The organism is Citrobacter sp. (assembly GCF_050252275.1).
In the GTDB taxonomy this organism is placed as follows: Bacteria; Pseudomonadota; Gammaproteobacteria; order Enterobacterales; family Enterobacteriaceae; genus Citrobacter_A; species Citrobacter_A amalonaticus.
On sequence record NZ_JBFWLF010000006.1, the window covers coordinates 1 to 26,072 of the forward strand.

General features: G+C 54.0%; 25 protein-coding genes and 1 tRNA gene. 13 read left to right on the top strand and 13 right to left on the bottom strand.

Translation table 11 applies throughout. The annotated features are described in order from the left end of the window. Both groL and AB7E14_RS01035 read right to left on the bottom strand, forming a co-directional pair. A partial coding sequence (gene groL / locus AB7E14_RS01030) for a chaperonin GroEL (protein WP_428169287.1) occupies positions 1-1,498 on the bottom strand: 1,498 nt, incomplete at its 3' end. 43 nt (positions 1,499-1,541) lie between these two features. Further along, positions 1,542-1,835, bottom strand: coding sequence for a co-chaperone GroES (locus AB7E14_RS01035; RefSeq protein WP_000027827.1), 294 nt, complete (start codon positions 1,833-1,835; stop codon positions 1,542-1,544). A 272-nt stretch (positions 1,836-2,107) separates the two neighbouring features. Here AB7E14_RS01035 and yjeH point away from each other — a divergent pair, with 272 nt between their 5' ends. Beyond that, positions 2,108-3,358: an L-methionine/branched-chain amino acid transporter gene (yjeH, locus tag AB7E14_RS01040; RefSeq protein ID WP_042999160.1), complete on the top strand. Its 1,251-nt coding sequence runs from the start codon at positions 2,108-2,110 to the stop codon at positions 3,356-3,358. Between the two features lie 53 nt (positions 3,359-3,411). Here yjeH and AB7E14_RS01045 read toward each other — a convergent pair whose 3' ends face one another. Next, positions 3,412-3,888, bottom strand: a complete 477-nt coding sequence (locus tag AB7E14_RS01045; protein ID WP_316962130.1) for an FxsA family protein — start codon at positions 3,886-3,888, stop codon at positions 3,412-3,414. 340 nt (positions 3,889-4,228) lie between these two features. On the opposite strand from AB7E14_RS01045, the gene aspA reads away from it, so the two are divergent. The 9 genes from aspA (at position 4,229) to AB7E14_RS01090 (ending at position 12,268) form a co-directional block, all read left to right on the top strand. After that, the gene (aspA, locus tag AB7E14_RS01050) at positions 4,229-5,665 is read left to right on the top strand and encodes an aspartate ammonia-lyase (RefSeq protein ID WP_042999158.1); all 1,437 of its coding nucleotides are present in this window, start codon (positions 4,229-4,231) and stop codon (positions 5,663-5,665) included. A gap of 114 nt (positions 5,666-5,779) precedes the next feature. Beyond that, entirely contained in the window at positions 5,780-7,081 is a 1,302-nt protein-coding gene (gene dcuA / locus AB7E14_RS01055) for an anaerobic C4-dicarboxylate transporter DcuA (RefSeq protein ID WP_042999157.1), read from the top strand. Between the two features lie 119 nt (positions 7,082-7,200). Beyond that, positions 7,201-7,548 carry a divalent cation tolerance protein CutA gene (gene cutA / locus AB7E14_RS01060; protein WP_044257253.1) on the top strand — a complete coding sequence of 116 codons (348 nt, stop codon included), beginning with the start codon at positions 7,201-7,203 and terminating at the stop codon, positions 7,546-7,548. Then, positions 7,524-9,233 (top strand): protein-disulfide reductase DsbD, encoded by a 1,710-nt coding sequence (locus AB7E14_RS01065; RefSeq protein WP_044327886.1) that lies wholly within the window; start codon positions 7,524-7,526, stop codon positions 9,231-9,233. The genes cutA and AB7E14_RS01065 overlap by 25 nt, the downstream gene beginning before the upstream one ends. A gap of 35 nt (positions 9,234-9,268) precedes the next feature. After that, the gene (locus AB7E14_RS01070) at positions 9,269-9,844 is read left to right on the top strand and encodes a transcriptional regulator (RefSeq protein ID WP_044327889.1); all 576 of its coding nucleotides are present in this window, start codon (positions 9,269-9,271) and stop codon (positions 9,842-9,844) included. A 139-nt stretch (positions 9,845-9,983) separates the two neighbouring features. Continuing rightward, positions 9,984-10,059, top strand: a tRNA-Phe gene (locus AB7E14_RS01075). 342 nt (positions 10,060-10,401) lie between these two features. Continuing rightward, the gene (locus tag AB7E14_RS01080) at positions 10,402-10,851 is read left to right on the top strand and encodes a hypothetical protein (protein WP_046401446.1); all 450 of its coding nucleotides are present in this window, start codon (positions 10,402-10,404) and stop codon (positions 10,849-10,851) included. Between the two features lie 51 nt (positions 10,852-10,902). Then, positions 10,903-11,640, top strand: a complete 738-nt coding sequence (locus AB7E14_RS01085) for a hypothetical protein (RefSeq protein WP_316962620.1) — start codon at positions 10,903-10,905, stop codon at positions 11,638-11,640. Beyond that, the gene (locus AB7E14_RS01090) at positions 11,633-12,268 is read left to right on the top strand and encodes a hypothetical protein (RefSeq protein WP_316962621.1); all 636 of its coding nucleotides are present in this window, start codon (positions 11,633-11,635) and stop codon (positions 12,266-12,268) included. The genes AB7E14_RS01085 and AB7E14_RS01090 overlap by 8 nt, the downstream gene beginning before the upstream one ends. A gap of 277 nt (positions 12,269-12,545) precedes the next feature. On the opposite strand, the gene AB7E14_RS01095 is transcribed toward AB7E14_RS01090, so the two are convergent. After that, entirely contained in the window at positions 12,546-12,911 is a 366-nt protein-coding gene (locus tag AB7E14_RS01095; RefSeq protein WP_044257268.1) for a FaeA/PapI family transcriptional regulator, read from the bottom strand. A 168-nt stretch (positions 12,912-13,079) separates the two neighbouring features. On the opposite strand from AB7E14_RS01095, the gene AB7E14_RS01100 reads away from it, so the two are divergent. Genes AB7E14_RS01100 through AB7E14_RS01110 form a run of 3 tightly spaced genes read left to right on the top strand, consistent with a single transcriptional unit; the run spans position 13,080 to position 15,492 of the window. Then, the gene (locus AB7E14_RS01100; RefSeq protein ID WP_044257270.1) at positions 13,080-13,808 is read left to right on the top strand and encodes a winged helix-turn-helix domain-containing protein; all 729 of its coding nucleotides are present in this window, start codon (positions 13,080-13,082) and stop codon (positions 13,806-13,808) included. Then, on the top strand, positions 13,801-14,268 hold the full coding sequence (locus AB7E14_RS01105; RefSeq protein WP_156595831.1) for a FidL-like protein: 468 nt from the start codon (positions 13,801-13,803) through the stop codon (positions 14,266-14,268). The genes AB7E14_RS01100 and AB7E14_RS01105 overlap by 8 nt, the downstream gene beginning before the upstream one ends. A gap of 39 nt (positions 14,269-14,307) precedes the next feature. Continuing rightward, entirely contained in the window at positions 14,308-15,492 is a 1,185-nt protein-coding gene (locus AB7E14_RS01110; protein ID WP_229745345.1) for an HD-GYP domain-containing protein, read from the top strand. A 33-nt stretch (positions 15,493-15,525) separates the two neighbouring features. On the opposite strand, the gene AB7E14_RS01115 is transcribed toward AB7E14_RS01110, so the two are convergent. Genes AB7E14_RS01115 through AB7E14_RS01155 form a run of 9 tightly spaced genes read right to left on the bottom strand, consistent with a single transcriptional unit; the run spans position 15,526 to position 26,072 of the window. Next, positions 15,526-16,263: an SDR family NAD(P)-dependent oxidoreductase gene (locus tag AB7E14_RS01115; RefSeq protein ID WP_044268441.1), complete on the bottom strand. Its 738-nt coding sequence runs from the start codon at positions 16,261-16,263 to the stop codon at positions 15,526-15,528. 1 nt (position 16,264) lies between these two features. Continuing rightward, entirely contained in the window at positions 16,265-16,516 is a 252-nt protein-coding gene (locus AB7E14_RS01120) for an acyl carrier protein (protein ID WP_316962622.1), read from the bottom strand. Continuing rightward, complete coding sequence (locus AB7E14_RS01125; protein ID WP_061069546.1) at positions 16,503-17,309, bottom strand: MaoC/PaaZ C-terminal domain-containing protein; 807 nt, start codon at positions 17,307-17,309, stop codon at positions 16,503-16,505. Before AB7E14_RS01125 ends, AB7E14_RS01120 begins: the two co-directional genes overlap by 14 nt. Then, positions 17,306-18,559 (bottom strand): beta-ketoacyl-[acyl-carrier-protein] synthase family protein, encoded by a 1,254-nt coding sequence (locus AB7E14_RS01130; protein WP_316962624.1) that lies wholly within the window; start codon positions 18,557-18,559, stop codon positions 17,306-17,308. Before AB7E14_RS01130 ends, AB7E14_RS01125 begins: the two co-directional genes overlap by 4 nt. After that, the gene (locus tag AB7E14_RS01135) at positions 18,546-19,925 is read right to left on the bottom strand and encodes a TolC family protein (protein ID WP_316962625.1); all 1,380 of its coding nucleotides are present in this window, start codon (positions 19,923-19,925) and stop codon (positions 18,546-18,548) included. The genes AB7E14_RS01130 and AB7E14_RS01135 overlap by 14 nt, the downstream gene beginning before the upstream one ends. Continuing rightward, entirely contained in the window at positions 19,922-21,853 is a 1,932-nt protein-coding gene (locus AB7E14_RS01140; RefSeq protein WP_316962626.1) for an ATP-binding cassette domain-containing protein, read from the bottom strand. The genes AB7E14_RS01135 and AB7E14_RS01140 overlap by 4 nt, the downstream gene beginning before the upstream one ends. Before the next feature lie 3 nt (positions 21,854-21,856). Beyond that, positions 21,857-23,008 carry an efflux RND transporter periplasmic adaptor subunit gene (locus AB7E14_RS01145; protein WP_052522460.1) on the bottom strand — a complete coding sequence of 384 codons (1,152 nt, stop codon included), beginning with the start codon at positions 23,006-23,008 and terminating at the stop codon, positions 21,857-21,859. Beyond that, positions 23,005-25,113: a peptidase domain-containing ABC transporter gene (locus AB7E14_RS01150; protein ID WP_428169288.1), complete on the bottom strand. Its 2,109-nt coding sequence runs from the start codon at positions 25,111-25,113 to the stop codon at positions 23,005-23,007. Before AB7E14_RS01150 ends, AB7E14_RS01145 begins: the two co-directional genes overlap by 4 nt. A gap of 8 nt (positions 25,114-25,121) precedes the next feature. Then, positions 25,122-26,072, bottom strand: a complete 951-nt coding sequence (locus AB7E14_RS01155) for an ABC transporter (RefSeq protein WP_109739559.1) — start codon at positions 26,070-26,072, stop codon at positions 25,122-25,124.

The window sequence follows — 26,072 nt, forward strand, 5'->3', positions numbered from 1 at the left end:
TGACTTTGGTTGGATCCAGGATACCCATATCGATCATGTTGCCGTATTCTTCGGTCGCTGCGTTGTAACCGTAGTTGCCATCGCCCGCTTTCACGGTGTTAGCGACAACAGACGGTTCTTCGCCGCAGTTCAGAACGATCTGACGCAGCGGAGATTCCATTGCGCGCAGCGCAACTTTGATACCGACGTTCTGATCTTCGTTCTGACCTTTCAGGCCAGCGATTTTGGAGGCTACGCGAATCAGCGCCACGCCACCACCGGCAACCACGCCTTCTTCTACCGCAGCACGGGTCGCGTGCAGGGCATCTTCAACGCGGGCTTTTTTCTCTTTCATTTCAACTTCAGTCGCAGCACCAACTTTGATGACTGCCACGCCGCCTGCCAGTTTCGCTACGCGCTCCTGCAGTTTTTCGCGGTCGTAGTCGGAGGTGGCTTCTTCGATCTGCTGACGAATCTGAGTCACACGACCCTGGATTGCCGCTTCGTCACCCACGCCATCGATGATGGTGGTGGTGTCTTTGTTGATCACAACGCGTTTTGCCTGACCCAGGTCTTCCAGCGTTGCTTTTTCCAGCTCCATACCGATCTCTTCAGAGATCACGGTACCGCCAGTCAGAGTCGCGATATCCTGCAGCATCGCTTTACGACGATCGCCGAAACCAGGAGCTTTAACCGCAGCCACTTTCACGATGCCGCGCATGGTGTTAACCACCAGCGTTGCCAGCGCTTCGCCTTCCACATCTTCAGCGATGATCAGCAGCGGTTTGCCTGCTTTCGCAACGGCTTCCAGAACCGGCAGCATTTCGCGGATGTTGGAGATTTTCTTGTCAGCCAGCAGGATGAACGGGCTTTCCAGTTCTACTGCACCAGTTTCCGGCTTGTTGATGAAGTACGGTGACAGGTAGCCACGGTCGAACTGCATACCTTCAACGACGTCCAGTTCGTCCTGCAGACCGGTACCGTCTTCCACGGTAATCACGCCTTCTTTACCGACTTTGTCCATCGCTTCTGCGATCAGTTTACCTACGGTTTCGTCGGAGTTAGCAGAGATGGTACCCACCTGAGCAATGGCTTTAGAGTCGGAGCACGGTACGGACAGCGCTTTCAGTTCTTCAACCGCAGCCGCAACCGCTTTGTCGATACCACGCTTCAGGTCCATCGGGTTCATACCCGCAGCAACGGCTTTCAGCCCTTCGGTGATGATGGACTGAGCCAGTACGGTCGCAGTGGTGGTACCGTCGCCTGCTGCGTCATTCGCTTTAGAGGCGACTTCTTTCACCATCTGCGCGCCCATGTTTTCGAACTTGTCTTCCAGTTCGATTTCACGTGCTACGGAAACACCATCTTTAGTGATGGTCGGTGCGCCGAAGGATTTGTCCAGAACGACGTTACGGCCTTTCGGACCGAGGGTGACTTTCACTGCGTCTGCCAGTACGTTTACGCCGCGCAGCATTTTCACACGAGCGTCGTTACCGAATTTTACGTCTTTAGCTGCCATTTTCTCTTTCCCTTAAATTCGTATGTTCAGTGTCGTTCGCGGATTACGCTTCAACAATTGCCAGGATGTCGCTTTCAGACATGATCAACACTTCTTCATTGTCGATCTTCTCAGATTTCACACCGTAACCATCGTTGAAAATCACGATGTCGCCGACTTTCACGTCCAGCGGTTGCACGGTACCGTTATCCAGGATGCGACCCTTACCGACAGCGATGATTTCGCCACGAGTTGATTTACCCGCTGCAGAACCGGTCAGAACGATGCCGCCAGCAGATTTGGACTCAACTTCTTTACGTTTAACGATCACGCGATCATGTAACGGACGAATACTCATTGATAGCTCTCCTTTGAGAAAGTCATTATCAGTTATGGGTGACGCCGGCCCGCTAAGGTTCCCGGCTAGTGACCAGAGAGATGGGGATGGGTTTTTGCCCCTTCAAGGGGCAATGTGAAAAAAAATTCTGATCAGCAAAAAATCCTGTAAAAACCCTACTTACCTCACATTTCTCGCCTATTTAATCGCTGGCGTCATAAGCAAATCTGATTGTGATAACATCGAAAACCTGCGCAGTGGCCTGGCATTCAGGCGCAAACGGATAACAACTCATGAGTGGACTGAAACAAGAGCTTGGATTGGCTCAGGGTATTGGCCTGTTGTCGACATCATTATTGGGAACAGGCGTGTTTGCCGTCCCGGCCCTGGCGGCACTGGTAGCAGGCAACAACAGCCTGTGGGCCTGGCCAGTTTTGATTGTGCTGGTGTTTCCCGTTGCGATTGTGTTTGCCCTGCTAGGCCGACATTACCCCAGCGCAGGCGGCGTCGCACATTTCGTCGGCATGGCGTTTGGCCCACATCTTGAACGGGTCACCGGCTGGCTGTTTTTGTCCGTCATTCCCGTGGGTCTTCCCGCCGCGCTGCACATTGCCGCCGGGTTTGGTCAGGCGATGTTTGGCTGGCACGGCTGGCAACTATTGCTGGCCGAACTGGGTACCCTGGCGCTGGTGTGGTTTATCGGTTCACGCGGCGCGAGCTCCAGCGCAAACCTGCAAACGGTGATTGCCGGTCTGATCGTGGCGCTGATTGTCGCTATCTGGTGGGCTGGCGACCTCACACCGGCAGAGATTCCTTTCCCTGCGCCAGCCGATATTGAAATGTCGGGGCTATTCTCCGCGCTGTCGGTGATGTTCTGGTGCTTCGTCGGTCTGGAAGCGTTCGCCCATCTGGCCTCAGAATTCAAAGACCCCGAACGGGATTTCCCGCGCGCACTGATGATGGGTCTGCTGCTGGCCGGTTCGGTCTATTGGGCCTGCACCGTTGTGGTTCTGCACTTTGATGCCTATGGCGAAACGATGGCAGCGGCGGCCTCATTACCGGAAATTGTCGTGCAATTGTTTGGCGTTCAGGCGCTGTGGGTAGCCTGTGTGATCGGTTATCTGGCCTGCTTTGCCAGCCTCAATATTTATATTCAGAGTTTTGCCCGTCTGGTGTGGTCACAGGCGCAATACAAACCGGACCATTATCTGGCCCGTCTCTCCTCTCGTCATATTCCACGCAACGCGCTCAATGCCGTGCTGGGCTGCTGCGTGGTCAGTACGCTGTGCATTTATGCGTTAGAGATCAATCTCGATGCGCTCATCGTCTATGCCAACGGCATCTTTATCATGATCTATCTGTTGTGCATGCTGGCAGGGTGTCGCCTGTTGAAAGGGCGGTATCGCGCGCTGGCAATGGTGGGCGGATTACTATGCCTTCTGTTACTGGCAATGGTCGGCTGGAAGAGTCTGTATGCGCTGATTATGTTGGCGATACTGTGGCTGTTTTTGCCACAACGAAAAAAGGTTGAACATCACTTATAGGCCGGTTCTACGAAAATGCCCGGTGGCGCTTACGCTTACCGGGCCTACGGGAATCAGTCGCGACGATCGTCCTTTTGTTCGATACGGTCACGTTCTTCATCTTTGCGCTGGAACTCACCGTCAAAGGTGTCGCCGCCGCCGGTTCCGGCGCTAAAGCCGCCACCCGGCATCCGGGAAAAACGCAAATGCGGCAGCAGCTTCATCGTCAGATGCTTCTGCACCGGTGGTAATAAAAGAAGAAGGCCGAGGAAGTCGGTGAAAAAGCCTGGCAACAACAGCAACAGACCCGCGATGATCAGCGAAACACTCTTGATCATCTCTTCAGCCGGGCTCTCTCCTGCCGCCATTTTCTGCTGCATCAGCAAAAAGTTCTTAAATCCCTGGTTGCGTACCAGCGACATGCCGATGACCGAGGTGAAGATCACCAGTATGAGCGTCATCAGTACACCCATCACATGGGCAACCTGAATAAAGATAGAAATCTCAATATAAACATAGAGAAAGACTGCAAGTAACGGTATCCAGCGCAAAAGGATTCTCCTCAAACGACCGCCGTGATGCCCACGTCGGCCCGAAAATAGTTGCGATTCGCATTAGTCGGATGTAGGGGTAGTTCGCAAAATTTCAAGCTATTTGTACACTTATTTTTAGAGATAATCCTAAAGCGGTGACCTATTTCACAAAATAATAATTAAGGAGTAATTTACCACACTTAAAGTGATCCAGATTACGGCACAATTTCTGAAGCAGAATATGATCTCGTTGACCAGACCGATGTAGGGGATAATCGTCGGTCAAGAAACAATCGAAACCACATATATTCTGTGTGTTTAGTGCATTCATTGGCAGCTTTAAATAAAGAAGGTTCACATGTTAAACAACATTCGTATCGAAGAAGATCTGTTGGGTACCAGGGAAGTTCCAGCCGAAGCCTACTATGGTGTTCACACTCTGAGAGCGATTGAAAACTTCTACATCAGCAACAACAAAATCAGTGACATTCCTGAATTTGTGCGCGGCATGGTAATGGTTAAGAAGGCCGCTGCTCTGGCAAACAAAGAGTTGCAGACCATCCCTAAGAGTGTAGCGAACGCCATCATTGCTGCATGTGATGAAGTCCTGAATAACGGCAAATGCATGGACCAGTTCCCGGTAGACGTTTACCAGGGCGGTGCAGGCACCTCCGTTAACATGAATACCAACGAAGTGCTGGCCAATATCGGGCTGGAGCTGATGGGTCACCAGAAAGGTGAATATCAGTACCTGAACCCGAACGACCACGTGAACAAATGTCAGTCTACTAACGACGCCTACCCAACCGGTTTCCGCATCGCCGTTTACGCTTCTATCGTAAAACTGGTCGATGCTATCAACCAACTGCGTGAAGGCTTTGAGCGTAAAGCTGTCGAATTCCAGGACATCCTGAAAATGGGTCGTACCCAGTTGCAGGATGCGGTTCCGATGACCCTGGGTCAGGAATTCCGTGCTTTCAGCGTACTGCTGAAAGAAGAAGTGAAAAACATCGAGCGTACCGCTGAACTGCTGCTGGAGGTTAACCTTGGCGCAACGGCTATCGGTACCGGTCTGAATACCCCGAAAGAGTACTCTCCGCTGGCAGTACAGAAACTGGCGGAAGTCACTGGCTTTGCCTGCGTTCCTGCGGAAGACCTGATCGAAGCGACCTCTGACTGCGGCGCTTACGTGATGGTACACGGCGCGCTGAAACGCCTGGCGGTGAAGATGTCCAAAATCTGTAACGACCTGCGCTTGCTCTCCTCTGGCCCACGTGCCGGCCTGAACGAGATCAACCTGCCGGAACTGCAGGCTGGCTCTTCTATCATGCCAGCGAAAGTGAACCCGGTTGTACCGGAAGTCGTCAACCAGGTGTGCTTCAAGGTCATCGGTAACGACATCACCGTCACCATGGCGTCTGAAGCCGGTCAGCTGCAGCTGAACGTGATGGAGCCAGTGATTGGTCAGGCGATGTTTGAATCGATTCACATCCTGAGCAACGCCTGCTACAACCTGCTGGAGAAATGTGTTAACGGTATTACCGCTAACAAAGAAGTGTGCGAAGGGTATGTCTACAACTCTATCGGCATCGTCACCTACCTCAACCCGTTCATCGGCCACCACAACGGCGACATCGTCGGTAAGATTTGTGCCGAAACCGGTAAGAGCGTACGTGAAGTGGTGCTGGAGCGCGGTCTGTTGACTGAAGCTGAGCTGGACGATATTTTCTCCGCACAGAACCTGATGCACCCGGCTTATAAAGCAAAACGCTATACTGATGAAAACGAACAGTAATCGTACAGGGTAGTACCATGGAGGGCACGTCAGATGACGTGCCTTTTTTCTTATAAGAAGTTACTAAATAACAACAATTTAATATCAACTTGTTAAACAACAAGGAAGGCTAATATGATAGTTGTCGAACTTATCATTGTTTTGCTGGCAATCTTTTTGGGCGCCAGACTTGGGGGCATCGGGATTGGATTTGCAGGTGGACTGGGTGTTCTGGTTCTTGCCGCTATCGGCGTGAAACCGGGTAACATTCCGTTCGATGTGATTTCCATCATCATGGCGGTTATCGCTGCTATCTCCGCGATGCAGGTTGCGGGCGGTCTGGACTATCTGGTTAACCAGACAGAAAAACTGCTGCGTCGGAATCCGAAATACATCACGATCCTTGCACCGATCGTGACCTATTTCCTGACTATTTTTGCAGGCACCGGGAACATCTCCCTGGCAACGCTGCCGGTTATCGCTGAAGTGGCGAAGGAACAGGGCATCAAGCCTTGCCGTCCGCTCTCCACCGCGGTGGTTTCCGCTCAGATAGCGATCACTGCATCGCCTATCTCTGCTGCGGTCGTCTACATGTCTTCGGTCATGGAAGGCCATGGCATTAGCTACATCCACCTGCTGTCTGTGGTCATTCCGTCCACGCTGCTGGCGGTGCTGGTAATGTCCTTCCTCGTGACTATGCTGTTCAACTCCAGGCTCTCTGACGATCCGGTATACCGTAAACGTCTGGAAGAGGGTTTGATTGAGCTGCGCGGTGAGAAGCAGATCGAAATCAAACCTATGGCCAAGAACTCCGTCTGGCTGTTCCTGCTGGGCGTAGTGTGCGTAGTGGTTTATGCGATCATCAACAGCCCGAGCCTCGGTCTGGTTGAGAAACCGCTGATGAACACCACCAACGCTATTCTGATCATTATGCTGAGCGTCGCGACGCTGACCACGATCATGTGCAAAGTGGAAACCGACGCCATCCTCAACTCCAGCACCTTCAAAGCCGGTATGAGCGCCTGTATTTGTATTCTGGGCGTTGCATGGCTGGGTGACACTTTCGTGTCTCACAATATTGACTGGATCAAAGACACTGCAGGTGAAGTGATTCAGGGCCATCCGTGGCTGCTGGCTGTCATCTTCTTCTTTGCTTCTGCACTGCTGTACTCTCAGGCAGCAACCGCTAAAGCACTGATGCCGATGGCGCTGGCGCTGAACGTTTCTCCGCTGACTGCCGTTGCGTCTTTCGCTGCAGTTTCTGGTCTGTTCATTCTGCCTACTTACCCAACGCTGGTTGCGGCGGTACAGATGGATGACACCGGGACAACGCGTATCGGTAAATTTGTCTTTAACCACCCGTTCTTCATCCCTGGTACGCTGGGTGTGTTACTGGCGGTTTGCTTCGGCTTCCTGCTGGGCAGTTTCATGCTGTAAGTGTTACCTGCGGGGCGTGTTCACGCCCCGCATTTCCCTCCCCTTTGTCTAACATCCTTCCCTCGTCCGTTGTATAGTGACCACTCTTTTGCCGGTCATTCTGTTCATTCGAGGTGTTTATGCATGATGTGAGTCGTCAGGATATCGCCCTCTCCGATGCCGTTGTTGTACTCTGTACCGCGCCGGATGAAGCCACCGCCCAGGATCTGGCGGCCAAAGTGCTGGCAGAAAAACTGGCGGCCTGCGCCACGATTATTCCCGGTGCCACCTCGCTGTATTACTGGGAAGGAAAACTGGAGCAGGAATACGAAGTCCAGATGATCTTAAAAACCTCGGTGGCACACCAGGACGCCTTACTCGATTGCCTGAAGTCTCATCACCCGTATCAAACGCCCGAGCTTCTGGTTTTACCCGTTACCCACGGAGACAGTGATTACCTCTCATGGCTCAACGCATCCTTACGCTGATCCTGCTTTTTTGCAGCACATCGACTTTTGCCGGACTTTTCGACGCGCCGGGTCGCTCGAATTTTGTCCCTGCTGACCAGGCCTTTGCCTTTGACTTTCAGCAAAACCAACACGATCTTAATCTCACCTGGCAGGTGAAAGACGGGTATTACCTGTATCGCAAGCAGATTAGTATTACCCCTGCACGGGCGGAAATCGCGGAAGTGACGCTGCCAGCGGGCGTCTGGCATGAAGATGAGTTCTACGGGAAAAGCGAAATCTATCGCAATACACTCACCATTCCGGTCACCGTCAACCAGGCGCAGTCTGGCGCCACGCTAACGGTCACGTATCAGGGCTGTGCCGATGCGGGTTTCTGTTATCCGCCGGAAAGCAAAACCGTGCCGCTAAGTGAAGTGACCGCCAGCGCGAAGCCGAAACCAGTGGCGCCAGCAGCAATACAGCAACCGCCGCAGCCGGAGCAAGCGCCAGCCCAGCTCCCCTTCTCCGCCCTGTGGGCGCTGCTGATCGGTATTGGCATCGCTTTTACCCCCTGCGTACTGCCGATGTATCCACTGATTTCCGGCATCGTACTGGGCGGTAAACAGCGTCTTTCCACCGGACGCGCACTGCTGCTGACATTCATCTACGTACAGGGGATGGCGCTGACCTATACCGCGCTGGGGCTGGTAGTGGCCGCCGCCGGATTGCAGTTCCAGGCGGCTCTTCAGCATCCGTATGTCTTAATCGGCCTGGCAGTGGTCTTTACCCTGCTCGCCCTGTCGATGTTCGGCCTGTTCACCCTGCAACTGCCATCGTCGCTGCAAACGCGCCTCACGCTGATGAGTAACCGTCAGCAAGGCGGTTCTGCGGGTGGCGTGTTTGTGATGGGCGCGATTGCCGGGCTGATTTGTTCGCCGTGTACCACCGCACCGCTGAGCGCCATTTTGTTGTATATCGCTCAGAGCGGGAATCTGTGGCTCGGCGGCGGTACGCTGTATCTCTATGCACTAGGGATGGGGCTGCCGCTGATGCTGGTCACCGTCTTTGGTAACCGTCTGCTGCCGAAAAGCGGCCCGTGGATGGCGCAGGTCAAAACGGCGTTTGGCTTTGTTATTCTCGCGCTGCCGGTCTTTTTGCTGGAGCGCATCATCGGCGATACGTGGGGCTTACGCCTGTGGTCGCTGCTGGGCGTGGCCTTCTTTGGCTGGGCGTTTATTACCAGCCTGCAAGCAACGCGTAGCTGGATGCGCATCGTGCAGATAATCCTGCTGGCGGCGGCGCTGGTCAGCGTGCGTCCGCTCCAGGACTGGGCGTTTGGCACGACGGTGACCCAGACACAGGCGCATCTGGACTTCAAACCGGTGGCAAGCGTTGAGGAGCTTAATCAGGCGCTGGCCGAGGCGAAAGGCAAACCGGTGATGCTGGACCTGTACGCCGACTGGTGCGTCGCCTGTAAAGAGTTTGAAAAGTACACCTTCAGCGATCCACAGGTCAAACAGGCGCTGGGCGATACGGTACTGTTACAGGCTAACGTCACCGCCAATAACGCACAGGATGTGGCGCTGTTGAAGCATTTGCAGGTATTAGGACTGCCAACCATCCTGTTCTTTGATACGCAAGGTCAGGAACACCCGCAGGCACGGGTGACGGGCTTTATGGATGCGGCGACATTTAGTGCGCATTTGCGCGATCGCCAACCGTGAGCGACACTTTCAGAGGTAAAGACGGAGGAATGACCGTGCAACGTGAAGATGTCCTGGGAGAAGCCCTAAAATTACTCGAGATCCATGGGATTGCGAACACCACACTGGAGATGGTGGCCGAGCGCGTAGATTATCCGCTCGTTGAAATGCAGCGTTTCTGGCCGGACAAAGAGGCCATTCTGTATGACGCGCTGCGCTATCTCAGCCAACAGGTGGATATCTGGCGTCGCCAGCTGTTGCTGGATGACACCCTGAGTGCCGAGCAAAAGCTGCTGGCCCGCTACACGGCGCTGGCAGAGTGCGTGAGTAACAATCGTTACCCGGGCTGCCTGTTTATCGCCGCCTGTACGTTTTATCCCGATCCGTCGCACCCCATTCATCAACTGGCAGATCAGCAAAAAAGCGCGGCGCACGATTTCACTCACGAACTGCTGACCACGCTGGAGATTGACGATCCGGCAATGGTGGCTAAACAGATGGAACTGGTGCTGGAAGGCTGTCTGAGCCGCATGCTGGTCAATCGCAGCCATGCGGATGTGGAGACGGCGCATCGTCTGGCAGAAGATATTCTGCGCTTTGCCCAGTGCCGCCAGGGCGGTGCGCTGACCTAACCCAGCATGGCGTTTGTCGGGAGGATTAGGGCAAACTGGACGCAGAAATGGTCGGATTGCCGCAAACTTAAGCAGTTGAACAGCTTTTCCCTAAATTTGGTTGACTGGCGTGCATGATTACGGTTTAATGCGCCCCGTTGCCCGGATAGCTCAGTCGGTAGAGCAGGGGATTGAAAATCCCCGTGTCCTTGGTTCGATTCCGAGTCCGGGCACCACTATTCAGAGAACCCGCCCAAAAGGCGGGTTTTTGCTTTTGGAGAACCGGACTCCTCATCGAACTCCGTTCGATTATTCGCCGCAAGCGGCTCACCCCTCCGGGGTCAGCGCGACAAGCGCGCTGTTCAACGCCTGCGGCGTTAGTCCGAGTCCGGGCACCACTATTCAGAGAACCCAGCCTATGGCTGGGTTTTTGCTTTTGGGTTTCCCCACCTTCAGAAACCATCCGCATTTATCTCATTTTTATTTTCCAGCCTTATAAACCAGTCAACTTACCACTACTCAATCTCTCGATCTGTTACATTGCGATCATTCGCACAGATGCAGCCCAGGAGAAAGAGATGGCAACCGATCCTTACGAAGAGATTAAAAAAGAGATACGAGTCTACGCGCATGATATGAATCACTGGTGGAAAAACCTGCAAAGTGATTCTGTTGCTGAATGGGTGCTACTCACAAGTTTTGCATGCTGGGGAATACCGAATCGCTTTTTTCAGCTCTGTGCCTTTATGCTCACACTGATTTTCTTTGCAAGCAAATTGTCAAAATTACATCATAAACATTCATTTATTGACTCAGAAAAACACATTTCAAAGAAAATCAGACAAGCCCCTGTTTCAGATATTCAAAGAAGCGCACTTTATTTACGCTTAACTAAAATAAAAAAATTCCGACGAAATAAAAACGTTGTTTTTATCCTCAAAAGAAACTGGCGTTTTTTGGCTGGCTACCTCTATCTCACGATTTCATTTGTCTATTTATTGAAACCTGAATTTTTTACACTAGGTTAAAGGCTTAAAAATGATAAAAAACAGTTGGTATTTCATAGCAAGGACATATTTATGCTACAGGCAATTTTAAACGGGAAGGCCCGACGGGTAAACTTACCAGGTGAAGAAACACTGAGCTGGCATTCAATATTTCAGCGTTATGAGGATCTGCTTACGGCGGCATTCTGGGGACGTATGAGTTATCTGTCTGACGCGTCTCTGCAAACGGTGCTCACTTCACTACTCGGCGTTGATGTAAAAAATTGGGGAGCATTTGAATCCATCGCTTTCTGGCCAAAATACGATTTTCCGCCAACGATCAGTGCCCACGTCGCGGAGTGGGTGAGTAAAGAGGATCGCTATGCAGAACCCGATGTTATTTTAAATTTCACTCATGCCGCACTGCTCATTGAAGTAAAGCCGCCAGCAGGCGGGCAACAACATAAACAGCAATGGTGCAAAGAGATCTACGGCTGGCAAAACAGTGAAGATAAAAAGTCTGCCCTGCACTTTTTAGCGCTGGGAAATCTGCCGGAAAAGCATTCCATCTGGTTTGCCGAACTCAAACACAATTTTCCTGAAGTCACGTTCCACGGGCTGGAATGGCGTACGGTCAGGGAAAAAATTGAATATCCTGAGACGGCATGGGCATCGCAACAAGAGAGAAGAATTATCCAGGATTGTCTGAATGCACTTGCCCTGTACAAGGTCAACCCCCCTCTTCAGTCCTGGCAACCGCTTTTAGACTATTTGTCGTCACAATATCTCCCTACCACCTTCTCTTTTTTTACAGGAAACCATCATGTCTGATCCTTTTATTGCCGTCAGGCAAGCACATCGGATTTGTGCTGCTTATTATCAACAACTCTTCCCTTTACTGAATGAAACCGCGCAAAAACTGGATACCACATTCCTGAGCTGGAACACATGGAGTTTTAATAAGCCGCCGCAATCAAACAAAAACCCTTTTGAGTCATGGAAATGGGACTACCTTCCCATCATGGACGTTTCATTTGTTTTTAGTCGGCAACAAGAACCAGGAACGCCTATGACAACAAAGGATTACGTTCTCGATTTTAAACTGGTCACTGACAGTGAACTTCTCTACGAGCAGCGCCTAAAACACTATGGCAAAGACAATGAACCGCTTGCTACTAAGCTAGAAATCTCTGCTCAAGAAGCCAAAAGTTATCTCTGCGTTTATCTTTTTTCACCGACCCGAAATGATGCGGCTTACGACGCGCCTTATACCCTTTGGGAAAGTTATGAAGGCTATCCGGAAGCAGATGAGGGCATCTATTTTTCTGACAATAACGGTATTAAGGGGACGGGGATTTTATTCCCCCTCCATACCCTGGCTCAGGAAAAAGGAAGTGAATGGCTGGTAGATAAGATTAATACGCAGTTGGCGCATCTGATGTCAGATACAGAGAGTTAACAACAAAATAGTTGCCCGTTGAAACCAGGTTTCACGGGCATCTGATAAGCAGGCTAATCACAAATGTAATACACCGTTAAAAAGTGTTAAGTATTACTCGAGTTCTTAGCGGTAAATACGTTTCATTTGTTCTCCTCGCACAAGGCATGAACAAATGGGCGGAAGGCAATAGTCATTACGTGCGAACATTACAATTTTATTGGGATTTTTCCTAATAACTCGCGAGATAATAAGCAGCATTTTACATATTCTCAGTGTTATCTAATTGACTTTCCGGTCATTGTTGCAAATGAAAATACCCCTTGTTAGAATGCCAATCAATATCTGTAGAGTCCTTTGACAAAAACCACTGATGGTGCTTTTGCATTTTATTTCTTATAACCTGGCCATATTTCTCCAGCGGAAGAAGTAAGTGTCTGACTTTATAAATTGAAATGCCACACAGATCGGCAAGTTCTCTGGTCGACAGGCCCTGAGTACTGTGATCTTTTAATAGATTGAGAATAAAAAATTGTTCCGGCCCCCTGATCATCGGCAGGTCACTTATTCCCATTTCCGCCGCTAACATCTGCAGATTGTCATGAGGTACGTTGTAGCCTGGATGTGCTGTACCCGGGTTATATGAACGCAGCGAGAGTTTCATTGCAGACTCCTGGATTTTGAAGGTGTTAGCAGTATGCGTTCACCTGATTCAACCAGCAACATTAGCTTGAAATGAACGCAAATACAGGATTTTTATCTAATATTCATGTCGTTTTATTGAGAGATGACTGTATGTTAGAGGAAAGCAGGGTCTAGGGTGGAGATGAACATGAGGTTCGACATTGAGGGATTTATCACTTTTGACACAGAGGATGCGTCGCTCGTTAACCTGTTGACTGGGGATTGCGTTGAATTATCCCAAACCTCTACACGCTTGTTGGCTGAATTGCTCAATCATCAAGGCGATATCCTTTCGAGAAATGAAATCTTTCAGACTGTTTTTGATAAATATGGCGCCAGAGCGTCAAATAGTAATCTAAATCAATATATCTCCACATTGCGCAGAAACCTGAGCGATCTGGGTATCGCAAAAGAAATCATTGTCACGGTTCCTCGTATTGGTTTCAAAATAGCGGAAGATGCCATTATCAATAACGATCGTGAGTATCGAACGCCATTCCTTGAAGAAAAGGAGCCGGAGGCTCCGCCAGTTGAACCACAGAAACGCTGTCTTAAGCGCTTTACCCGCATTATCGCTCTGGCAATTGCCTTCCTTCTGCTCATAATAAATCCAGGTTCATTCAGAGCCGACACCGATATACAAAAACTGGTTGAGGGTCAGTGCGTCATTTTTATGCCCTCCTCACTCTCATTACGAGAGGTGACAAAGAGCTTTGATTTTGTCCCACAACCATTCGATTGCTCAGAGCAAAAGGAGTTGTACGTTTACAAGCAACAGGTACAAGGAGACCTGGGTGATATTGTGCAATTGTTACTCATTAAATGTGATAAAGACAGCTGCATGAGTTTTTATTACAGAGAAAAAAATAATGCCTAAACAAGCCATCTTTCTTTTGATCAGTGTCGGCCTGTTATTGATCGGCGCGGTTTACTGTTTTACCCGGCCCCCGGTTTTCTCATGCGAGTCACAGTTTTCTGTTATCCAGAGTATCAACAGCGACAACATTCGCGCCGAAGGGCTAATTTTTGTCCACATGACGGATGATCAACTTCTTATCAATATTGACGGACTGCTCACACATAATGAAAAAAAGTATTTAATCTCGCGCACGCTCAAAATGAAATATGAAACATACAATGCCAATGCGCATCTGTATAAGATAATGAGTGTCAAAACCATACATGATAATACTGATAATGTTGATGATGAGATTGCTAATAGTTTGTTGTTTGGCAAAGGCCCTGACGACAAAATAATTTTCCTAAAAAAAGTCAATAATAATGTCATACTATTTGGTAACCACGTATTCCCGCAATATGGTTGCAAACGAGATTAATTAGCGTGGTTTTCTTTAACGAAGCACAGCGAAAGTTAAATGTCTCATTATATGAATATAAAATTAATAGAATCACTGGCTTGCATCTCAAAAATAATAGACATGATTAACCCCAGGCTTAACCTGCATCATGTCAGAACGGCATTCATCGCCTGGCACCTGGCCAGGGAATCGCGGTTCACACCTGCACAGTGCAGGAAAACGCTGCTGGCGGCCCTGCTTCATGATATTGGAGGGCTGAACGAGGAATCGCGCCTTCAACCCCTCAGCTATTACGATAATGAACTCAATAACCATGCGGCCGTTGGTGCTGAATTACTGGCGAGCGTTCCTTTACTGAATCCGTTAAGTTCGATTGTTCGCTATCACCACACCCACTGGGACAATGGAAAAGGCGACTACGTTAACGGTGAAAAAGTGCCCAGAGAGAGCCATGTCGTTTATCTGGCGGATCGTCTGGATGTTTTAATCGCCCTTTACCGTGCTAGCGATATATTATCGGCAAAAGAGGAAATTATTAATATCATTGTTGGCGGCGAACATATTTTATATAACCCCGAATTTATCAATGCTTTCAGAAAAGTAGCAAATTGCGAACACTTCTGGTTAAAAATTAAATCCACAGAGTTCGACGATTATATCCAGGACATCCCCCGCATCCATAACGACTCCATCTCTTTGCATAACTTTCGCGATATCGCCAACATGCTGGCGTTTATTATTGATGGGTTCAGCCAGAACGGCGTCCAGCACTCCCTGGTTGTCGGCCGTATCTCCGGTTACCTGGCTCGAGAAATGGGAATTCCCCCGGTCCAGTGCCTGAAAATCGAAATAGGTGGCTTGTTGCATAACCTGACGTCTCTGGCGCTGTGCGCCGCTCCGGCACATACCGGGGAAGATAATGCTATCTGGGGTGAACTCTATCCAATTGAAGCCATTCGGGATATTGCCCGCTGGTGTCAAATTCAAAAGACAGGGGTTGCACAAGCCACCCATCCTCTTGAAGTGAGGATTCTGAAGGCCAGCATATGGCTGGCGTCGTTGCTGCAGGGCGTCACGCTGTCATCGGAATTTAAAGTACGCGTCGGGGAAACTGCAGAAATCGCCCCTGAACTGGCGGACATTGTGCGGCAAAATAGCGAGGTTTTACTGCAAATTTTTCAGGAGTCGGTCAAAGAGCGACGCGCCCTGGTCCAGAGAATTAACCAGCTAGGCCTGACCTGAACCGCGAGATATCATTCTCGCGGTTCTTGCTTATCAGGCGGACAAACCACCGTCCAGCACCAGCGTCTGACCGGTAAGATAGCTACTCCCTTCCCCGGTCAGAAACGCAACCGCGCGGGCGACGTCCTGCGTGCGTCCGAGGCGACGCAGAGGAATATTCTGCCGCATGGTTTTCAATCGGGCTTCCGGAATGGCCTGAACCATCTCACCGTCAATCAACCCCGGAGCCAGACAATTCACCCGAATGCCAAAACGCCCCACTTCTCGCGCCAGCGAATGCGTCAGGCCAATCATCGCCGCCTTGCTGGCGGCATAGGCCGTCTGTCCGCTGTTGCCTTTTATGGCCGTCACGGATGACATAAACACAATCGAGCCACTGCCCTGGGTCATCATGGCGGGCAGCAGGATGCGATTCCAGTTCACCACCGCGACCAGATTGTTTCCCAGCACCTCCTGCCAGTCTCGCGCGTTCTGGTGGATGTGCAGCGCGTCATTGGTCATACCGGCGTTATGGATGATAGCGGCAGGCGCGCCATGCGCCTCGAGCAGAGACATGGCTAACTGCTCGACGCTGGCTTCATCGCTGCCGTCGCAGCGAATGCCCTTCACCCAGGTCGACGTACTCTGGCTTTGCGCGATGTCCAGCGTGCGGGCGATCCCGGCCTCGTTGCGACCGGTAAAGACAATGTTCCATTCAGGCAACAGGTGACTCACCAGCGCCTGGCCGATTCCCCGACTGCCGCCGGTGATGAGCATCCATTTCTTTGCCATATCAACCTGCCATTTCCTGCGCAATACGCTGGCTGAGTTCGCTAAGCGTCATGGCTGGATTTTTCATAAACATTTCAGGGTTGAGCGTGACGTTAAATTCACGCTTCGCCAGTACCATCAGTTCAACGTAGTCGAGGCTGTCCAGCTCCAGTTCAGGCAGCGTCGTCTCTGGTGTCAGCGCCTCCGGCGCCAGGTCTTTGGCGTCACAGATCATTTCACTGATTTTGTCGTAGATCATTTCATGCTGGCTCATTTGATTTTCCTTTTGTCAGCGCGCCGACTTTAAGCGTTACGGCATTGCTAATGTAGTGATGTTGATAACAGGTTCGCGCGGCGATTCGCACTACCACCGCGCCATTCGCAAGGTCGCCAACCACCAGGGCCGGCAAGGTGTCGATCTCTAGATGTTCCGGTAGCGACTCTGCTCGCCAGGGGGCCAGCAGATGACTGTCGAAAATGACTTCCTGATGGGTCTGTACAACAGGAAAGTGAGAAAACAGCGCATCCAGCGTCCGACACGTCGGCAGTATGTCGGCAATCGCCTGCTGGCATAACAGCGCGGTATCCTGGAGAAGATGACGAAACAACAGGGCGTCGAGAAAATGCCATTGCTGAGCGTCGGGCAACAGCGGCAGAAACGTCCGATGCAGCGCGGCCAGCGCCGACGAATCCAGAACCCGTTGGCTTTCGCCATCGACGAGTGGCAGGTGGTTCTCCGGCGTGATCTGGCAAGAAAGGCAGGTCTCTTCGGCAGAAAACTCCCGCACCGACGCCGCAACCCGCTTAGTCGCATCGCGCGTCAGTCGATAGGCGGTATCCCGCCACAGCGGCCGACGCAGACGCACGGTACATTTCAGAAACGGGGCGTCGTCGACCGGCGGACTGATAAACCGCTTTACGTCCAGCAAGGCGCGCATGCCATGTACGCTGAGTCCGCTTCCGCCCCGCGCTTTCACCCACGCCTCGTCAAAGTGTACCGGGTTGTAATCGCCCGAAAACGCGGCCCAGCGCCGGGCATCCTGTTGACCATAATGAAGCGGCATCATACGTGCTTCTCCAGAATCAACGCCGCATTCGCGCCACCAAAGCCGAAGCTCAGGTTTAGCGTGCGACGGACATTGCCCGCACGATGGCCCTCAACCACATAATCCAGATCGCAGCATTCATCCGCTTGCTGGAAATTGGCCGTCGCGGGAATGATGCCGTTGGCGATAGCTTGCAGACAGACAATGCTCTCGAAGGTGCCCGCCGCGGAAATTAAGTGCCCGGAGTACGATTTCGTACTGGAAACCGGAATGGACCACACCGCGTCCCCCAGCGCCATTTTTAGCGACTGCGTTTCATTGATATCGTTCAGCGGCGTCGAGGTACCGTGCGCGTTGATGTAGTCGAGTTGCTCCGGTTCCAGCTCCGCCTGTTGCAGCGCATGGGTGATGGTTTGCACGCGGGCAAGACAGTCTTCCGCCGGCGAGGTGAAATCCCAGGCGTCGGAGAAGTTGGCGTAGCCGGTAATCTCGCCGAGGATCGTCGCGCCGCGTGCCAGTGCCCCTTCGCGCTCTTCCAGACACAGCACCGCCGCCCCTTCCGATAACACAAAACCGCTACGATGGGCGCTGAACGGACAGCTGGCGCGCTGCGGATCCGACGCCTCCTTACTCAGTGCGCCCAGCACGTCAATGTTCCACACCGCGCAGTGGCTGGTGAGAGATTCTCCGGCGCCGGCCAGCATCATCTTTGCCCTGCCGCTGCGGATCACCTCGTAAGCGTCGCCAATAGCGATCGTCCCCGTCGCGCAGGCGGCAACCACCGTATTCTGGTAACCATTGAGTCCCCAGAACTGGCTGCATGCTGCGGTGGTGACGCTGGGCATCGAGTAAAAACAGTTAAACGGTGAAGCGACGCCCGCGGCCGCAAACTCACTTTGTGCGTCGTAGCTTTCGTCCAGTCCTCCCCAGCCGGTTCCCATGATCACGCCGCAGTCGAGCGTGCAGTAGTATTCCTGCGGCGGCCTGATGCCAAAGGCCATCGTCATAGCCTGACGTGCCGCGCCAACGGTCAACCGGGCAAAGCGCGGCAGCCGACGGCGAATCACTGCAGGAACACCTGCCAGGCTCGGCTCGTTATCCACCAGCCCGAGAAAATGGGTGTTGATATTCTGCGCCGTTTTATCGACGTAGCGATAGCCCAGACGGTTATCCATCATCGCCTGCCAGCTCTCATCAGCCGTCGCGCCAAGTGGGGTCACGGCGCCATACCCGGTAACGACGACCCGCTTAAATTCATTATTCGGCTTCATGTTGCATCATCCTGTATTGCGTTTCGCCACCCCCTTGCGCCAGCCAGAGCTGCAACGTGGCGTAGAGGTAGTCGTATTGGGTTTGTGCGAGGGCGTTCTCTAACGTCAACAGATCGTCCTGCGCGTTCAACAACGTCTGAAAATCCACGGCGCCCGCGCGATAGCGGCTTTCCGTCAGGGTTAAACGCCGCTGACTGAGGATCAGCGACTGGTGAAGTCGTGCGCGCTGTTCATCAGCACTCAGGCGGTTTTCCATCGCCTCATCCACTTCGGCGAGCGCGGCGTAGGCCGTCGAGCGAAAGGCGATTGCCGCCTGTTTAACCGCAAGATCCGCTTGCTTCACGGTGAGTTGTTGGGTGTTCCACTGGATAAACGGCAGCGCCAGCGTGCCGCCAATCGTGCGGATCGGATCGCTGAACCATTGGCTGAAGATTTGACTGCCGGCATTCAGTGAGGCATCAAGCGAAAGTGCGGGATAAAACTGCAGCCTTGAGGCGTCGTAACCCGCAAGGGCCGCGCGCAGACGCGACTCCGCTGCCTGAATGTCCGGCCGTTGCGCAATCACCCGTAGCGGTGTTTTTTGCGCAATCGGCACCTGCTGGTTTGCATCCAGCACGGGTGATTCATCGGCATGCTGTTCTGCCGGTCTGTTGAGCAACAGCGCCAGCGCATTGCGCGTATTCTGACGTTGCTGAACCAGCGTTCGCCACTGATTCTCTCGTTCCAGCAGGGCCTGCTGCGCCTGCAACACATCGAGCTGACCGACCTTCCCGGCGTTAAACCATGACGTCACCTGCTGCACGGTCTGTTGCGAAATCGCCAGACCGTCACGCTGATTGCGAATCTGCTGGTTATACAGTGCGATACGCCAGTACAGCTGGGCGGTGGTGCCCATCGTGGTGAGTACCGTCGCGTGATAATCCTGCTCGCTCGCCACCGCTTCCCACTCGCTTTGCTCACGGGCCCGCGCCAGTTTTCCCCACAGATCCAGTTCCCAGCCGATGGTGATGCCGCTGCTGTAGTTTTCCTGCGCGGATGTTCCCCGGCGTGCGTTTTTGCTGTTACTGGCAGAACCGCTGACCGCCACATCGGGAGTCATATTGGTGTCAGTTAATCCTGCCGCCACACGCGCCTGTTGCACGGTGATGGCCGCCGCCGCGAGATCGTTATTGCTTTCCAGCACCTGTTCAATCACCCGCGACAGTCGGGAATCGCCAAAACGTTGCCAGCCGTATTCCGACACCGTGTCGGTAGCAGGCTGCCATTGGGTGGGCAAAGACAACAGCGGACGCTGGTAGTCGCTGCGGGTCAGTGAGCCACAACCCGCGAGCAATAAAAGTGCGAGCAACACAAGCAGTCTTTTCATTCGCGAGCCAGCGCCTCGGTTGGGTTGAGGCGAGCCGCCCTGCGCGCCGGAAAATAGCCAAACGTCAGGCCGATCAGGGCAGAAAACCCACAGGCCATCAGCACCGGAAACGCAGTGAACACCATTGAGAACGCATCGGTCGCAAAGGCGAAAAGATGCCCCGCCACCCACGAACCGAACACGCCCAACAGGCCGCCGAGGGCGCAGATCATCACGGCCTCAATCAGAAACTGGTTCATGATGTCCGAGGGACGCGCACCCACCGACAAGCGGATGCCGATTTCATGCGTCCGCTCTGTCACCGACACCAGCATGATGTTCATCACTCCGACGCCGCCCACCAGCAGGGAGATCGCCGCAATGGCGGTAATCAACAACGACATCGAGTCAGAGGTCTTTTGCAACGCATTCGCCAGCTGATCGTCGGTCTGGATAAAGAAGTCCTTCCGGCCATGTTCCCGCAGCAGATGACGTTCCGCCCGCAGCGCCGCCTCATGCGGTTCCAGCCGCGGTTGAAAACGCAGAATCAACGATTCCAGCGGCTTTTCGCCGGTGAGTCGCTGCTGTAATGACGTATGCGGAACCCAGGCGGTCATAAACCCGCCCACCACTTTCGGGCCGGGTCGTGTCGCCACGCCGATCACCCGCCACGGCGCGCCGCCAATCTGGACTATCTCGTCAAGCGGATTTTCGCCACCGGGAAACAGCGTATCGCGCCCGGTCTCATCGAGAATCAACAGCGGTTCGCCTTCCGCGACGTCGCGTGCGGTAAAGCCATTTCCCTGCACAAAGCGCAGCCCTTGCAGGGCAAAAAAGTCCTGTGACACGCCGGAGAGCATCATGGAGGAGTCGAGCCCTTTGCGAACCGCGAGCGTTGTGCTGCTGACCACCGGCGAGACGCCCATGATCCACGGCAACGCCTGTAAACTGCGCACATCGTCCATCGACAATGCGCGCTCCATATCCGGGCGCTTGCTGCCCCACCCTGTGCCGGGATGGATCTCCAGTGTGGTGCTTCCCAGTTTGCCAATCTCGCTCATGATCGCCTGCCGCGCGCCTTCGCCTACCGCCATCGACGACACCACCGACGCAATGCCGATGATGATCCCCAACATGGAGAGAAACGCGCGCATCCGGTGTCCGAGCAGCGAACGCCAGGCCATGCGGACCGCTTCATGAAGACGGCGGCCCAGCGAGGCGCGTCCGTTATCCTGCTCCGGCAGCGTAATCGGCCGGCAAACGGCGGCGTGCTGAACGTCGCGAATAATTCGCCCGTCGCTGATCTCAATCATTCGCTGCGCTTGCCGGGCAACGTCGCGGTCGTGGGTGACGATGATGACCGTGTGCCCCGCCGCATGCAGCTGATGCAGCACGTCCATTAGCGCCTTGCCGCTGACGCTATCGAGTGCGCCGGTGGGCTCATCCGCGAGGATGATATGCGCACCGTTGATCAGCGCCCGGCAGATGCTCACACGCTGCTGTTGCCCACCCGAAAGCTGGGCGGGGCGGTGCTGGAGTCGGTTTTCCAGGCCAAGCTGACGTGCAAGACGCTGGGTGCGTGCATTGCGTTCTTGCGCTGACATCGCGGTGTACAGCGCGGGAATGGCGATGTTCTCTTCCGCCGTCAGATACGGCATCAGGTGATAGCGCTGAAATATAAACCCCAGATAACGACTGCGCAGATCGGCCAGGTGCAGGCTGTCGGCATCATGTACCGGCGTTCCGTTGATCAACACCTCGCCGGAAGAAGGTTTGTCCAGGCAACCGATGATGTTCATCAGCGTGGACTTCCCCGAACCCGAAGCGCCCACAATCGCCACCATCTCACCGCTGTGGAGGGTCAGTGAAATGTCGCTCAGCACCGCAAGCGTCTCGCTTCCCGCGCGGAATGTCCGGCAAACCTGGCGTAAGACGATAATCGGTTCCATCCGCTATCCTCGCACCGTGTCCTGCGCCAGCACCACGCGATCGCCGACCTGCAATCCCTCCAGCACTTCGGCGTATTGCCGGTCGTTTATCCCAATGCGGATGGTGCGGGTGCGCGTTTTCCCGTTTTCAACGGTCGTGATGGTGTAACGCTCGGTATCCAGCGCCTGCCCGAGCGCCGCGACCGGCACGCGCAATACGTTTTTTGCTTCGGCAATCTGAATAAAGACCTGCGCCGTCATCGACGTTTTGAGCTCGCGCTCAGCGTTAGGCACTTCAAAGGTACCGGTGTAGTACACCGCCATCGCCTGTTGATTACCGCCCATGCCGCTCTCGCCGGGCGCTTCCAGCGCTTCCTGCGGCGCAGGCTGCACGAAGCCCATCGTACTGACGTAGCGTTTATCCGGATTGGCGATGACATAAAAGCGCAGCGGCTGACCGGGACGGATTTTTTGCACGTCGGCTTCCGAGATACGCGTCTGGACCTGCATGGTGTCGAGGTTCGCCAACACCAGAATGGTCGGTGCCGTTTGCGAGGAGACGATGGTCTGCCCTTCCCGGGTGACGATACCCAGCACTTCGCCGTCAATGGGCGCCACAATGCGGGTATAGCTGAGATTGGCCTGCGCCGTTTTCACCGCCATCTCCGCCTGCACAATCTGCGCATCGCTCACGTCAATTTGCTGCACCTGCGCATCGTATTGCGCCTTCGCCTGCTCGTATTCACTGCGCACGGCAGAGCCGTCACGCAGCATCATGCGCTGGCGGTTCAGTTCCTGGCGATAACGTAACAGCGTCGCCTGCGCCGACAGCTTTTGCGCTTTAGCGCTGGCCAGTTGCGCGCGCGTGTTGTTCAGATCCGACTCCTGCAACGTGGGGTCAATTTCCGCCAGCAGTTGTCCTTTTTGCACCTTCTCGCCCTGGCGCACATACAGCTTGCGCAATTGTCCGTTGACCTGCGCCCCGACGTTAACCTGCACCGCCGGTTTCAGAACCCCCGTCACCAGCACCACCTTTTCGATATCGCCCGTGCCAATGGTTTCCAGCGGTAAACTCTCCTGCGGCGAGGTCGAAGCCAGCGACGCCCATGTGCCACCGATCGCAACGGCCAGTGCTACTGCACCACCGATCAGCAGCCAACGCGATTTCGGCGTCATACGTTGACCTCCAGCGGGCTGAGCGTGCCGTCGTTCAGTTGATAAACTCGCTGAAACCGCGACAAAATCGCGTCGCTGTGGGTGACCACAATCAGTGACTTACCGGTTTTCTGGCAATGAGCGTGAATCGTCTCCATGACAATGGCCGCGGTGTCGTCGTCAAGATTGGCGGTCGGTTCGTCAAGCAACAACACCGGACGTGAGCTGTACAGCGCGCGCGCCAGCAATAACCGCTGACGCTGACCGAGCGACAGCGCCGCGTGGCTTTCGCGGATCAGGGCGTCGATACCGCCCGGTAATCCGCGTACCACCTCACCCAGCGCGAGGGATTCCAGCAATGCCTCAATCCGCCCACGGTCGCGTTCGCGGTAGTGCGCGTCGAACAACGTAATGTTTTCGCGAACCGAGGCGTTAAACAGAATGTCCTCCTGACTTTGCAGGCAGACAAACTGTGCCAGTTGTTGCGAAGGGAGTGCCGTGTCCGCGGCATAACAGCCCCCTGCCTGCGGAGAAAACAGTCCGGCAATCAGGCGCAGTAAGGTGCTCTTACCCGCACCGGATTCGCCGACAATCGCAATCTGCTCGCCGGCGCGTAACGACAGCGACACCGACGACAGCACCGGCCTGGCGGGATCGTAGCCATAGCACAACGACGCAAACGTCAGATCCGGCGCCGTATCGGTGGGAAGTTGCGTCGCAAACGAAGCGGGCTTCGCCTCGTCTCGTGGCGCAAACAGCGCATGGGCGCGGGTGTCGATCACGTTCAATTGCGATTTCTGAATGATGGCGTAGAAGATCCGCGTGACGTAGGAGGTGAATATTTGCCGCAGGAAGCTATAGGCAAAAAAATCGCCCAGTGAGATCAGTTTGCTGTGCACCATCGGCAGAACCACCAGCATAAACACCACCATCTCCAGGCTTCCGGTGAGCTGATACAGCCCCTCCTTCACCTGCTGATAGACCTTCTGGCGTTGCAGACACGAAAACAGATCGCGACTGAAGTTGGCAAATTGTCCCTGGCGCTGCCCTTCCAGTCCGGCGGTTTTGACGGTCAAAATGCCCTGAATGGTCTCCATGAAAAAATCATTCAGGGTGGCGCTTTTCAGCTGCAATTGCTGGGTGAACCAGCGGTCTCGGATCACCGCCCAGACGCTGATGATCCCCATTACCGTGACGCCGACGGCGGAGATCGCCGCCAGCACGGGCGCAATCCAGAACATGATCGCCAGCGCGATCGTGCAGATCACCCAGTCGGAGCGCAGGCCGTTATCCAGCTCAATCTTTTGCAACAGGCCAATCTGCCAGGCCGTGAAGCGGCTGAAGATCTCCCCCGGCGCCCGTTTTTCGAAAAAACGCAGTGGGTTGTGGAGCAGGCGGGAAAACCCCACACCGCTGTGGATCAGCACAAAGCGTTTGATAAAGCGTTCGCTAATCACCCGCACGCCCAGCGCCATCAGTGAGGAGGCGACAAACGCCAGGATAAACCAGCCGTAGGGAAAGTCGCTGCTGGCCACGCTGGAAAAGGCCTGGTTGATGGCGTTGCTCACCATCGTCGGCATCAGAAATAGCGTCAGCGAGACGAGGAAGGTCAGCAGCATCAGCCGATAGATCCCCGGCACCGCCGCAGTTTCCTGCATGCTCATCGCCCGCGGCGCGCTCTGCGCGGTTGTCGACAACGGCAAATCAGGGTCTGCGGCAACGGCCTGCTCAGGTTCGACAATCAGGGCATAGCCGCTGATCTCCTGCTTAAGCGCGGCAAACGGTAACCACTGCTCACCAATCGCCGGGTTCATCACGCACACGTGGTTGCCTTTGCGCCAGGCCAGCAGGACATAGTGACTTGCACCATAATGCAAAATGGCCGGCAGCGGCAGGTCGCTCAGCTCATCGTGCTCAAACAGGACCGGCGTCGTCGCAATACCCAGCCGCGCCAGAATGCTCATCAGCGTATCCAGTGAGGTTCCGTGGTCAGAGGCCGGAAACCACTCGCGCAATGTGGCCAGCGAAACAGGCTGCCCCTGCGTCTGTGCCAGCATTGCCACGCACGCCAGGCCGCACTCGTTGGTCTCTTCCTGAAAGATCAGATTCGGGATCGTGGTCGTCATTTTTATCATCAGTGATTAATAAAGAAGAGAGAATGGCTGTGCCAAAGGAGCCACTCCTGCGGATATTCGCGCAGCGTGGATTCAATAATGTCAGGCAGTTCGCGGGCGACATTCTGACTGCTCACCGGCGGACGAATATGAATGTGCAGACCGTTGTGGTAGCTGAGGTGATAAAACACCACCTGCGCCGCAATCACTCCGGAAAGGCGCACCACGCCATTGTGTAACTTCGCGCTGCGGCCGAATAAACGACACGGCAGTTTCGCCGCCAGCGCCCCTTCGGCCTGTAGGGTGTAGTCCGGCGAGATATCGGGAAAAATAATCATGTTCTGCCGTCCGGTAGCGACATCGGTGATGAGCTCCATCAGGCTGCCGGCCAGCGTTTTGTTCTGCTGATGGATGGAGCAATAGGAGAGGTCGATACCGCCCAGGGCACGGGTCTGCGCGTTGTAGAGTTCGGCGCTGGAAGAGACCACCACGCAGGCTTTACCCGGCGTGACGCAGGCACCGACCATCGCCGCCAGCACGTCCGACACCGTATGTAACGGCGCCAGAATGTAAGGAATGTTCTGCTGATGCAGCGGTGCGACTACGGCATCAAGTTCTGCCGCACAGGCACGGATCTGCTGGAGTAGCGCCGGGTTTTGTCCCCATGTTGCGGCCTCTTCCAGCAGGCGGCGACGCACCGCGATCCAGGCCGCGTTCACCCGGCCGGTTTGCCCGATCAGGCAGCGGGTGTTTTCGTTTGCCACCGCATTGCGTAAGCGATAAGAGCGCCCCAGCAACCGCAGCGCGCAGAGTCCTTTCGCCACGGTCAGTAATGCGGGCAGCGGCAGATAACGCACCATTTTTCGCAGCAGAATCAGTGTTCCCTGAGAAAAATTACGCTTCGCGTCATACAGCCAACCCGCACTGTTTTTAAAACTAAATACGCTCCAGATAATAAAAAATCTGACCAC